The sequence below is a fragment of the Streptomyces anatolicus genome (genome assembly GCF_019400875.1).
Classification (GTDB): Bacteria; Actinomycetota; Actinomycetes; order Streptomycetales; family Streptomycetaceae; genus Streptomyces; species Streptomyces anatolicus.
Genome location: NZ_WMBF01000188.1, coordinates 1 through 11,933, shown reverse-complemented (window position 1 = coordinate 11,933; position 11,933 = coordinate 1). Strand labels below are relative to the sequence as shown.

9 protein-coding genes are annotated in these 11,933 nt (G+C 67.8%); 7 read left to right on the top strand and 2 right to left on the bottom strand.

What is annotated here, in order from left to right; genetic code table 11:
* Positions 1-204: 204 nt before the first annotated feature.
* The 7 genes from GKQ77_RS18065 to GKQ77_RS18035 all read left to right on the top strand — a co-directional run bounded on the left by GKQ77_RS18065 (position 205) and on the right by GKQ77_RS18035 (position 10,580).
* Positions 205-1,677 (top strand): sodium:solute symporter family protein, encoded by a 1,473-nt coding sequence (locus GKQ77_RS18065; protein WP_219689828.1) that lies wholly within the window; start codon positions 205-207, stop codon positions 1,675-1,677.
* 77 nt (positions 1,678-1,754) lie between these two features.
* Entirely contained in the window at positions 1,755-2,756 is a 1,002-nt protein-coding gene (gene speB, locus GKQ77_RS18060; protein WP_219689825.1) for an agmatinase, read from the top strand.
* Positions 2,757-2,886: 130 nt separating this feature from the next.
* A complete protein-coding gene (locus GKQ77_RS18055; protein WP_219689824.1) occupies positions 2,887-4,581 on the top strand; it encodes a thiamine pyrophosphate-binding protein in 1,695 nt (564 codons plus the stop codon).
* Positions 4,582-4,709: 128 nt separating this feature from the next.
* Positions 4,710-5,978, top strand: a complete 1,269-nt coding sequence (locus GKQ77_RS18050; RefSeq protein WP_219689823.1) for an AAA family ATPase — start codon at positions 4,710-4,712, stop codon at positions 5,976-5,978.
* Positions 5,978-6,661 carry an RloB family protein gene (locus GKQ77_RS18045; protein WP_219689822.1) on the top strand — a complete coding sequence of 228 codons (684 nt, stop codon included), beginning with the start codon at positions 5,978-5,980 and terminating at the stop codon, positions 6,659-6,661. Before GKQ77_RS18050 ends, GKQ77_RS18045 begins: the two co-directional genes overlap by 1 nt.
* Before the next feature lie 69 nt (positions 6,662-6,730).
* Positions 6,731-9,349 carry a type I restriction-modification system subunit M gene (locus tag GKQ77_RS18040; RefSeq protein WP_219689821.1) on the top strand — a complete coding sequence of 873 codons (2,619 nt, stop codon included), beginning with the start codon at positions 6,731-6,733 and terminating at the stop codon, positions 9,347-9,349.
* A 316-nt stretch (positions 9,350-9,665) separates the two neighbouring features.
* Positions 9,666-10,580 carry a restriction endonuclease subunit S gene (locus GKQ77_RS18035; protein WP_219689820.1) on the top strand — a complete coding sequence of 305 codons (915 nt, stop codon included), beginning with the start codon at positions 9,666-9,668 and terminating at the stop codon, positions 10,578-10,580.
* Positions 10,581-10,657: 77 nt separating this feature from the next.
* On the opposite strand, the gene GKQ77_RS18030 is transcribed toward GKQ77_RS18035, so the two are convergent.
* Positions 10,658-10,879 carry a DUF397 domain-containing protein gene (locus tag GKQ77_RS18030; RefSeq protein WP_219689819.1) on the bottom strand — a complete coding sequence of 74 codons (222 nt, stop codon included), beginning with the start codon at positions 10,877-10,879 and terminating at the stop codon, positions 10,658-10,660.
* On the bottom strand, positions 10,872-11,666 hold the full coding sequence (locus GKQ77_RS18025) for a helix-turn-helix domain-containing protein (RefSeq protein ID WP_219689818.1): 795 nt from the start codon (positions 11,664-11,666) through the stop codon (positions 10,872-10,874). The genes GKQ77_RS18030 and GKQ77_RS18025 overlap by 8 nt, the downstream gene beginning before the upstream one ends.
* Positions 11,667-11,933 lie beyond the last annotated feature (267 nt).

The following is an 11,933-nucleotide window of genomic DNA, read 5'->3' as shown; positions in this document are numbered from 1 at the left end:
AGGGGGCCGTGGGGATCGGCCATGGTGGACGTTCCATCCCTATCGGTCGGTCGGAGTGGAAGAAACGTACACTTCAGCGTTGCTTTCCGGCCACCTAAGGTCGTGCCGACCGCAGGTCGCGGGTACGGGCGGATGTCCCCGCGGCCGGTCATCACTCCCCCTCTGCACGACACGCCACCGAGGTGACCGAAGGAGGCCCCCCATATGGCCGTCGACTACACAGTGATCGTCGTCTATCTCGCCGGGATGCTGGCCATGGGCTGGTGGGGCATGCGCCGCGCCAAGTCCAAAGCCGAGTTCCTGGTCGCCGGGCGCCGCCTCGGGCCGTGGATGTACTCCGGCACCATGGCCGCGATCGTCCTCGGCGGGGCCTCCACCATCGGCGGCGTCGGCCTCGGCTACCAGTACGGCCTCTCCGGCGCCTGGATGGTCTTCACCATCGGCCTCGGGCTGCTCGCGCTGAGCGTCTTCTTCTCGGCCCGCATCGCGCGCCTGAAGGTCTACACCGTCTCCGAGATGCTCGACCTGCGCTACGGAGGGCGCGCGGGCGTCATCTCCGGAGTGGTCATGTGGGCGTACACGCTGATGCTCGCGGTCACCTCGACCATCGCGTACGCCACCATCTTCGACGTCCTGTTCGACATGAACCGCACGGTGGCGATCGTCCTCGGCGGTTCGATCGTCGTCGCCTACTCGACGCTCGGCGGCATGTGGTCCATCACGCTCACCGACATGGTGCAGTTCGTGGTGAAGACCGTCGGCGTGCTGCTGCTCCTGCTGCCGATCGCGGTCGTCAAGGCGGGCGGCTTCGGCGAGATGAGGGCGAAGCTGCCCACCGAGTACTTCGACCCGCTGGGCATAGGCGGCGAGACGATCTTCACGTACGTGCTGATCTATACGTTCGGCATGCTCATCGGGCAGGACATCTGGCAGCGCGTCTTCACCGCGCGCAGCGACAAGGTCGCCCGCTACGGCGGCACCGTCGCCGGTACTTACTGCTTGCTCTACGCGATCGCGGGCGCCGTCATCGGCACGGCCGCCAAGGTCATGTACCCGAAGCTGCCGAGCGCCGACGCCGCCTTCGCGACCATCGTCAAGGACGAACTGCCCATGGGCGTACGGGGTCTCGTCCTCGCCGCCGCGCTCGCCGCCGTCATGTCGACGTCCTCCGGAGCGCTCATCGCCTGCGCGACCGTCGCCAACAACGACATCTGGTCGCGCCTTCGCGGGGCCGTGCGGACCGGCGGGGGCGACGAGGCGCACGACGGGCCGCACGACGAGGTGAAGGGCAACCGCGTCTTCATCCTCGTCATGGGCGTCGGCGTGATCCTCATCGCCATCGCGCTCAACGACGTCGTCGAGGCGCTGACCGTCGCCTACAACCTGCTCGTCGCCGGGCTGCTCGTGCCGATCCTCGGCGGGCTGCTGTGGCGCCGGGGCACCGCGCAGGGCGCGCTCGCCGCCGTCGCCGGCGGCGGGCTCTCCGTCATCGGGCTCATGTGGGGATACGGCATCCTCGCCAACCAGCCGGTCTACTACGGCCTCCTGACCTCCCTCGCCGTGTACGTCGCCGTCTCCCTGGCCACCAGGCCCACCGACGCGGCGGTCCTCGCCGCCTGGCGCGAACGCCTCGCCGGGCGTGACGCCACGGAACCTCAGGCTCCAGCAGCCGTCTAGATCCCCGCGCGGCCCGTTGTCAGTGGGGCGCGCGACACTTGAATCGCAGTACTCGCACCAGCAGAAGGAAACCGACCATGAGCAGCGCCGAGAACCCGACGACCCCCCGCGGCCCCGTCGACTCCTCCCGCATCCCCCGGTACGCGGGCCCGGCGACGTACGCGCGACTGCCCCGCCTCGACGAGGTCGGCGGCAAGACGGACATCGCGGTGGTCGGTGTGCCCTTCGACTCCGGCGTCTCCTACCGTCCCGGCGCCCGCTTCGGCGGCAACGCGATCCGTGAGGCCTCCCGCCTCCTGCGCCCCTACAACCCCGCGCAGGACGCCTCGCCGTTCGCGCTCGCGCAGGTCGCGGACGCCGGTGACATCGCCGCGAACCCGTTCAACATCAACGAGGCCGTGGAGACCATCGAGGCCGCCGCCGACGACCTGCTCGGCTCGGGCGCCCGCATGATGACCCTCGGCGGCGACCACACCATCGCGCTGCCGCTGCTGCGCTCGGTCGCCAAGAAGCACGGCCCGGTCGCGCTGCTCCACTTCGACGCGCACCTGGACACCTGGGACACGTACTTCGGCGCGGAGTACACCCACGGCACGCCGTTCCGCCGGGCAGTCGAGGAGGGCATCCTCGACACCGAGGCGCTCTCCCACGTCGGCACGCGCGGCCCGCTGTACGGCAAGAAGGACCTCACCGACGACGAGAAGATGGGCTTCGGCATCGTCACCTCGGCGGACATCTACCGCCGGGGCGCCGACGAGGTCGCCGACCAGCTGCGCCAGCGCATCGGCGACCGCCCGCTGTACATCTCCATCGACATCGACTGCCTCGACCCGGCCCACGCGCCCGGCACCGGCACCCCCGAGGCGGGCGGCATGACCTCCCGCGAGCTGCTCGAGATCCTGCGGGGCCTGTCCTCCTGCAACCTCGTCTCGGCGGACGTCGTCGAGGTCGCCCCGGCCTACGACCACGCGGAGATCACCGCGGTCGCCGCGTCCCACACGGCGTACGAGCTGACGACGATCATGAGCAGGCAGATCGCCGCGGGCCGCGCCTCCGGCGACGAGCAGAGCGCGAAGTGACCACGGCCGGGCGCGTGCCCGGCCCGACACTCGCCGGAACGCCTACGGGGATGCCTGCCGGAATGCCCGCCAAAAGGCCTGCCGGAACGCCCGCCGGGCCGTAGCCCGGGCGAGAAGGAGTAGACGCCGCATGACCCACGACCACGACCTGGTGCTGCGCCCCACCCCGCGCCAGACGGAGGCCGCCCTGAACCCGCCCCCCGGGCGCAACGGCGGCGACCTCGTCGTCGAGACCCTGTCCGGCCTCGGCGCGACCACCGTCTTCGGTCTGCCGGGCCAGCACGCGCTCGGCATATTCGACGCCCTGGGCCGCTCCTCGCTGTCGTACGTGGGTCTGCGCGTCGAGAACAACACCGGGTTCGCGGCGGACGCGTACGGCCGCATCACCGGCGAGGTGGCCCCGCTGCTGCTCTCCACCGGGCCCGGCGCGCTCACCTCGCTCGCCGCGCTCCAGGAGGCGGCGGCGGGCTCGTCGCCGGTCCTCGCGATCGGCAGCCAGGTGCCGGTGGCGGGGCTCGGGGGCGGGCGCCACGGCTATCTGCACGAGCTGCGCGACCAGCAGGCGTCCTTCCGCGACATCGTGAAGTCGGTCCACACGGTCCGCACGGCCTCCCAGATCCCGTCGGCGATCGCCGCGGCCTGGCAGTCCGCGCTGACCGCGCCGCACGGCCCGGTCTGGGTGGAGATCCCGCAGGACGTGCTTCTCGCGGAGACGATGCTGCCGGTCGTCACGGCGATGGACGCGACACCGGACGAGGTCGTCCCGCGCCCCGAGCTGACGGCCGTCGCCGCCGACCTGCTCTCCCGGGCGGAGCGGCCCGCGATCATCGCGGGCGGCGGTGTCGTCCGTGCGGACGCGTCCGGCAAGCTCCTCGCCCTGGCGGAGCTGGTGAACGCCCCCGTGGTGACGACCTTCGGCGGCAAGGGCGCCTTCCCCTGGGAGCACCCGCTCTCCCTCCAGTCGTGGCTGGAGGACCGCCACACCACCGACTTCCTGGAGGACGCGGACGTCCTCCTCGTGGTCGGCTCGGGGCTCGGCGAGCTGTCCTCGAACTACCACACGTTCCGGCCGCGCGGCCGGGTCATCCAGATCGAGGCGGACGCGGGGAAGCTGGAGTCCAACCACCCCGGGCTCGGCATCCACGCGGACGCGCGGCTCGCGCTGTCCGCGCTCCTGGAGACGATCGACGCGCCCCGCGATGACCCCTCGGCCCCCGAGCGGGTGGCGGCCCTCCTGGCCAAGGTCCACGAGCGGATCGCGTCCCAGGACCTCACGCTGGAGCAGCGGATCCTCGCCTCCGTGCGCGAGGCGCTGCCGGACGCGGCGCCGTCCTTCTGGGACATGACGATCCTCGCGTACTGGGCGTGGTCGGCGTTCGACGCGCGGCGGCCCAACACGATGCACTCGGCGCAGGGCGCGGGCGGCCTCGGCTACGGCTTCCCGGCCGCGCTCGGCGCGGCGGTCGCCGACCCGTCCCAGCCGGTGCTCGCCGTCTCCGGGGACGGCGGCGCGATGTACTCGATCGCCGAGCTGGCGACGGCCCGGCAGTACGACCTGCCGGTGACCTGGCTGATCGTCGACGACGGTGGCTACGGCATCCTGCGCGAATACATGTCCGACGCCTTCGGCGAGGCGACGGCCACGGAACTGTCCCGCCCGGACTTCGTGGCCCTCGCGGAGTCGTTCGGGGTGCCGGGCGTGCGCACGACCCCGGAGACGCTCCGGGACGACCTCACGAAGGCGCTGGCCGAGCCGGGGCCGTCCGTGGTGGTGCTTCCGGCGGTCCTCAAAATGTTCGCTGCGACACACCTCGACCAGAACTGATCACTCGTTCGGCTGCCCGTGGCCCGTGGTGGAGGGGTATCTTTCCCGAGGTCGCGAGCGTTCCCGGCCGGGCTGAGGTCGGAGCCGCCGACTACGCTGAGCTCGGAGAACTCGGAGAGGAGGACGGTGTGCTGCTGAGGTTCCGTGCCGCGAACGTACGGTCTCTGCGTGACGAGCAGGAACTGTCCTTCATCGCGCCAGAGGAGGAACAGGACGGGTCAGCCAACCCGATGGAGCTGGCCGGAGGCGACTCCCTGGCGGTGTACCCCCTCATCGGAATCTTCGGCGCGAACGCGTCAGGCAAATCGAATGTGCTGGCCGCCATGGGTGACATGCGCGATGCGGTCCTCAACTCCTACGCCCATTGGGCCGCGTACGAAGGCATCAAGCGCAAGGTCTTCGCTCTGAGCCCCAAAAGCGAGGACGAACCTTCTTTCTTCGAAGTCGACATCGTCATCGACTCGGTCCGCTGGACGTACGGCTTCGAGCTTGGACCCACGCGTGTCGAGTCGGAGTGGCTGCACAGCTACCCGCGAGGTCGCCGGCAGGAGTGGCTCGACCGCGACGCCTCGCGGGCGGATGTCTACAAGTGGCCAGGCGGGCGTGTGCGTGACAGGGCACAACTCATGCGCCGCACGCGCTCGAACGCTCTTCTGCTGTCCACGGCAGGCACGGACAACCACCCGCAACTCTCTCCTCTGTTCCACTGGTTCCGGCGCAACCTGTGGATGATCAACCCGGAGGACGACCGGCCCCAGCGCGAGAAGTTCACGACTCGGGAGCTCTCGGGGCAGAGAGCACTGCGCATCCGGGAACTGCTCCGGGTGGCCGACCTCGGCATCACCGGTGCGGAGATCGTCGAGGAAGGTCCCGGACGGCAGCGGGTGAAGCTGACGCATCGCTCGGCCGCAGGGGACGTTCCCTTCGACTGGCAGACCGAATCGTTCGGCACGCGCTCCTGGTTCGCCCTGCTGGGGCCGATGCTCCTTGCCCTGGACGAGGGGGCGGTCCTGCTCGTGGACGAGCTCGACGCGAGCCTGCACTCGCGATTCGCTGCAGAGGTCATTCGGCTCTTCCACGACCCACAGGCGAACCCGAACGGTGCTCAGCTCATTTTCACGTCGCACGACGCGACGGTCCTCACCACTCCGATCGGGGAGCGGCTTCTCGACCCCGGCCAGGTATGGCTGACGGAGAAGGACCGGGAGGGGGCGACAACCCTCTACCCCCTGACAGATGCCGAGCCCGGCGAGGAAGAGGATCTGACGCGGTCCTACCTGTCCGGCGTATTCGGCGGAGTGCCCTCACTGCTGGAGGGGCAGATCGCTCGGCGGGCCTACGCCGCGCGTGAGTTCGGTGCGTACGAGGAGATGGCCGACCAGGTGGGACAGGACTGATGGCGCGGGGGGACCGGGGCAAGGACTCGCTGAAGCGGTCCAAAGGGGCCGGGCGGCGCAGGCGCGAGGTTTACGTCTTCACTGAGGGCAAGGAGACCGAGCCCTCCTATTTCGACATCATCGCGGACGAGAAGAACTGCGTCCGCAAGGATCCGGGACTCCAGGTCGTCCTGCACATCCAAGAGCGGAACCGTAAGAGCCACCGCAAGCCGCTCGATCTGGTGGAGAAGGCTGCCCGGCTCAAGCGAGAGGTGACCCGCGAGGCCAAGCGGGCGAAGCTGAAGTCGGCGATGATGCCGCAGGTGTGGTGCGTCTTCGACCACGACAAGTACCCGTATCTCGCAGAAGCCATGAAGCAGGCCAAGGAGGCCGGTGTCGAGGTCGCGTTCTCTCACCCGTGCTTCGAGGTGTGGCGCCTTGCCCACTACCGTCCGGTGAGTGGCATGTTCTCCGGGGTGTGCGGCGAAGCCGCCAAGCGGCTGCCGTTCGCGCCGGGCTCCCGTGACGCGGAGAACCCCAAGGTGGTCCTCCCGCACCAGGTCCTGAAACGCTTCCAAAAGGCGAAGGACAACGCCGAGCAGATGAACGCTCAGCACGGCCCTCACGTGGCCAAGATCGACAGGGACCCATACACGGACATGCACGTCTTCGTGGAAGAGGCTCTCGGGATCTCCTCGTACTGACGGATTTCAGTGCGGACCGGGGCGGGCCATAGTGTTGGCCGGTCATCTAAGGTCGTAGGGAGTCGGTACGTGGCCAAGCTCACGCTCGCCCAGCTGGAGCGGCATCTCTTCGCTGCTGCGGACATTCTCCGGGGCACGATGGACGCCTCCGAGTACAAGGACTACATCTTCGGTCTGCTCTTCCTGAAGCGGGCCAATGACGAGTTCGAGGCGGCGCGGGAGGAGATCAAGCAGTACGCGGCGAAGGAGCTCCGCCTCGAAGGCGAGGACCTGGACACGTACCTGGAGCGGCCCTCGGAGTACCGCCAGCGCGATGTGCTCTTCGTGCCGGCCAAAGCCCGCTGGCAGGAGATCTCCGCCGCTGCCTCCAACATCAACGAGAGCGCCCTGCGCCCGGCCCTCCAGGCTCTCGAAGGGCAGAACGACAAGCTCAAGGGCCTCTTCGACCACCTCGACTTCAACCGCATCGGCGGCTCCGGGGTCGCCTCGGGCGCGGCCAAGCTCGCCGACCAGCGGCTCAGGCTGCTCATCGCACACTTCGGGCGTATCAGGCTGCGCACGGACGACTTCGAGTTCCCCGACCTGATCGGCGCCGCGTACGAGTACCTGATCAAGGAGTTCGCTGACTCGGCGGGCCGCAAGGGCGGTGAGTTCTACACCCCGCGTGCCGTGGTCCGCATGATGGTCGAGCTCCTCGCTCCGAAGCAGGGCATGCGGATCTACGACCCGTGTGTCGGCTCGGGAGGCATGTTGATCCACGCCAAGGAGTACGTGGAGGAGCACGGCGGCGACACCTCGGACATGTTCTTCGCCGGCCAGGACGCGAACAGTGGCTCCTGGATCATGTCGACGATGAACATGGTCCTGCACGGCGTACGCCGCTTCGACCTCACGACCGGCGACACCCTCGCGCACCCCACGCACGTGCCGAAGTCGGACGCGGACCGCTTCGACGGAGTACTCAGCAACCCGCCGTTCTCCATGGACTATGTCCTCGAAGGGCTGGCGCACCGGACCGAGCGCACCAAGTACGGGGCGACGAGCGAGCGCGGCAAGGCCGACCTGATGTTCCTCCAGCACATGCTGTGGGAGACGAAGCGGGAGGGGCGTGGTGGCATGGTCATCACGGTCATGCCGCACGGGGTGCTGTTCCGGGGCGGCGGTGAGCAGGCCATTCGTACGCGGCTGTTGGAGGACGACGCGGTTGAGGCCGTCATCGGTCTGGCTCCGAACCTCTTCTACGGAACGGGCATCCCGGCCTGCATCCTGGTGCTGCGCCCGCCGGGGAAGCGGACGAACAAGGGTGTTCTGTTCATCAACGCGGACCGGGAATTCCATGCGGAGCGTGCGCAGAACGTCCTGCTGCCCGAGCATGCCGAGAAGATCGTGTCCACGTTCCGCTCGTGGGCGGAGGTCCCGGGCTTCTCACGGGTCGTGAGCCGCGAGGAGCTGGCCGCCAACGACGACAACCTCAACATCCGTCGCTACGTGGACAACACGCCGCCGCCGGAGCCGCAGGATGTGCGGGCCCACCTTGTGGGTGGGGTGCCGCGCGCGGAGATCGAGGCGAAGAAGTCGCTGCTCGACGCGTACGGGATCGGGGTCGGGGACCTGTTCGTGGAGCGGGAGCCGACGGACCCGGCGTATGTGGACTTCCGGGGGGAGGGCGAGCAGCCGGACATGGGCGAGCTGGCCCGGCCCCGGGAGGAGGCGCTGCGGGAGGCGTTCGCCGCGTGGTGGGCTGCGGAGGCTCGGGAGCTGGAGGCGGTGGCGGCGACCAAGGAGTCGCTGGCCTCGTCGACGGCTTCGGAGCGGAAGGCCGCGCTGATGCGGGTGCGGGCGTCGCTGATGGAGTCGTTCGTGGAGCGGCTGAGGGAGGTCGGCCTCCTTGACCGCTACGCGCTGGCGGGTGCCGTTGCCGGTTGGTGGTACGAGGCCAAGTACGACTTGCTGGCGCTGTCCGAGAACGGTTTCAAGGGCGTGATCGACGGTTGGGTCGAGAACGTGGAGACCATGCTCGCGCCGGAACAGGACCCCAGGACCAAGAAGCTGCGGAAGCGGACGGCGTCCGAGCGGCGCCAGGCGTACGACCACAAGGTGGTCGCGGCGATCGCGCCCGACTTCTTGGAGGAGCTGGCGAAGGCGGACGCGAAGAAGGCGGAGCTGGATGCGCGGCTGAAGGAGTTGGAGGGGCGGGTGCCGGGTGCCTCGTCCGAGGGGGACGGTGACGAAGGCGGGGGTGAGGCCGCCCCGGACGCTGATGACGCGGTGGACGTCGATGAAGTTGCGCTCTCCGTCGAGGAGTTGGAGAAGCTGCTGGCTGAGATCGCCGTCGTGAAGAAGGCCCGTACGAAGGTCAACGCGACGATCAAGCGGCTTGAGGCGGAATTCTGGTACCAGCCGTACCCGAGCGACCCGCCGAAGCTGGGCGAGGAGCCGCCCCGCTTGTTCCGGGCGCGGGACGAGCTGGGGGAGGAAGGGCGACGCCGGGTGGTGCTGAACCTGCTGCGGGATGACCTGGCGGCGAAGCTGGAGGGTCATGTGGTGCGGTGGCAGCGGGAGTTGGCGGCGTCTTATGAGGTGTGGGAGGGGAAGTACGGGGTCTCTTTGCGGGAGATTCGGGACGGACGAGAACGGGCGGTCCGGAAACTGGATGCTTACTTGATGGAGCTCGGCTATGCGGAGTGACGCCTGGAAGCCCCTCCGACTCCGAGAGGTCCTGGGGGATGTTTTTGCGGGCGCCTGGGGCGACTCTCCATCCGACACCAGAGTGGCCAATATTCGTGTCCTGAGAGCTACGAATATCGATTCAGAGGGGCGAGTGAGTTACAGCAATGCGGCTTTCCGTATCCTTGGGGCAAGAGAGATTGAACGGAAGCGGCTCATTGCTGGGGACCTTTTGCTGGAGGCGTCGGGAGGAGGGCCCGGAACCCCAGTTGGAAGAGTGGCTCTCCATGATGGTGGGTGCGACGGGCAAAACTACGCTTGCTCCAATTTCTTCCGTGTGCTTCGCCCGAACCAAAAGTTGGTTGACGCTGGCTATCTGAGGCATGTGCTTGTCAGTCTGTACCGTTCTCCTGCTATCTGGCGCTACCAGCAGCAGACTACTGGTTTGGTGAACCTTAAGCTCAACGACTATTTGGAGCACCCGCTCCTGGTGCCTCCCCTCGGCGAGCAGAGGCGGATCGTTGACGTTGTCAGAGGTTATGCCGACGCGGAGCGTGGCATTGAGGCGTTGATCGCCAAGCTGCGCAGCGTGCGGCAGGGGGCGTTGCTCGCGTCGTTGGAAGCCGTTGCCCGCACAGAGCCTCCGCCGGGTTGGGTTCGTCTGCCGCTCAAGGATGTCGTTCCTGCGGCCGAGTACGGGATCTCCGAGGCGCTCGATAGGGACGCCGGCGGTGTTCCTGTGTTGCGCATGAACAACATCCAGGGTGGCCGGGTCCAGGTGGGGGAACTTCGGTACTGTCCGGTGGCGGTCCCCGAAAGGCTGTACCTCCGCCAGGGCGACGTCCTGTTCAATCGGACCAACAGTATCGATCACATCGGCAAGGCGGCACTGTGGCGTGACGAGCTACCAGGAGCGACCTTTGCGTCGTATCTGGTGCGTCTGAACCCGGATGTGCGACGGGTGCTCCCCGAATATCTCGTCGAATGGTTGATGCATCCTGTGATCAGGCAACGGGTTCGGGCTATCTCTACCGTTGCTGTGCAGCAGGTGAATGTAAATCCCTCCCGGCTGCGGAACATGGAGATCGATCTGCCGGAATCGCTAGATGAGCAGAGGGAGATTATCGCTACGCTCGAAGCGTGTGATGCGCAGATTGCACGTGAGTCGCAGGAGTTGGACAAACTCCGCAAGCTCAAGCAGGGGCTCGTGGATGACTTGCTCTCCGGGCGAGTCAAGGTGATGGGGCCCTGAAGGCCGAGGTTGGTCCCTGGGAGGGGCGGTTGGGAGAGTGTGACGCGGAAGCTGTCACACTCACCGGCGCGGGGGCGTCAGGCGGTGAGGTGGCCGGACTTGATCGCCGTGATGAACGAGGACCAGCCCGCCGTCGGGAAGACCAGTGCGGGGCCGTGCGGCGCCTTGGAGTCGCGGACCGGGACGCCCGATGGGTGGCCGTCCAGCACTTCAACGCAGCTGCCGCCTTCGTTGCCGCTGTACGTCGACTTACGCCAGCCGCTCAGTATGGAAGCGTCCGGAATGATGCGTTCAGTCACGGTTGTCGTAGTCCTTTGCTGTCGCCCTCATCAGGGCCAGTGACTCCTTGAGGGGCATTGCGTCGCCTAGCGCGAGAGCGTAGGCCCCTTCGAGCCTGTCGACCACGGCGGGGGAGTCGTGAACCTTGCCTACGTGGATGCCTTCGGAGTAGGCCACCGGCGGCTGGTCCTCGAACTTCATCAGCGTGAGCATGCTCTGCATCAACGGATGTGCACCGAGCCCGCAGGGCAATACGTACGCTCGGATGCGCTGGGCCTCCACCAGGCGGATGACGTGCCGGAGCTGCTCCGCCATCACCTCAGGGCCACCGACGACCCGACGCAGCACCGCCTCATCAAGCAACGCCCACACTACGGGCCGCACCGGATCCTCCAGGATCTTCGCGCGGTCCAGGCGTGTGACAACGAGCCTGTCACATTCCTGTTCACTCACAGGAGGGAACGACGTGCCCAGAACCGCACGCGCGTACCTCTCCGTCTGGAGGATGCCGGGGATGAACGACAGGGCGAACTCCCGGATCACCGTCGCCTGTTGTTCGAGGTGCAGCGCCGTCTCGAAGTACTCGGCCACCGCTGTGTCGTCGTCCGGCAGGAAACTGCTCAGTACATTCCCCGTGCCCAGCGCCCTGTCGAGCCTCCGCGCGTCTTCCTTGGAAGGAATCCGGCGCCCCGCCTCGATGTGCGCGATGTGCGAACGCGTCATGAGTGCCATGTCGGCCAGCTCCTGCTGTGTGAGCCCTGCCGCTTCCCGTTGGGCCCTCAGCCATTCCCCATAGATGTTACTCATCGTCAGCTCCCGTGTGACAGACGCTTTGTCACGCGCTACCCCCTAGTGACAGTAGTCCGAGCCGTCTCACTCTGTGAGTGGATCGCTACACAGCGGAACGTACTCTCGGGAGTTGATGACGTGTTGCGCCGTATCACCCGCCTCGCAGAGCCGCTGTTGCGGTTCCTGCTGCCCGCCTCCGGGCGCCACCGCCTCGCGGGGGTGGAGCCCACCGGCGGACGGGACCTCTTCGTAGTGGGCCACCCGCCGCACCGCCCCCTCCCGCAC

Excerpts from the sequence above, each read along its gene's own strand:
- GKQ77_RS18055 (WP_219689824.1), top strand. The coding sequence starts at position 2,887 with ATGACCCACGACCACGACCTGGTGCTGCGCCCCACCCCGCGCCAGACG.
- GKQ77_RS18025 (WP_219689818.1), bottom strand. The coding sequence starts at position 11,666 with ATGAGTAACATCTATGGGGAATGGCTGAGGGCCCAACGGGAAGCGGCA.
- GKQ77_RS18065 (WP_219689828.1), top strand. The coding sequence starts at position 205 with ATGGCCGTCGACTACACAGTGATCGTCGTCTATCTCGCCGGGATGCTG.
- GKQ77_RS18045 (WP_219689822.1), top strand. The coding sequence starts at position 5,978 with ATGGCGCGGGGGGACCGGGGCAAGGACTCGCTGAAGCGGTCCAAAGGG.
- speB (WP_219689825.1), top strand. The coding sequence starts at position 1,755 with ATGAGCAGCGCCGAGAACCCGACGACCCCCCGCGGCCCCGTCGACTCC.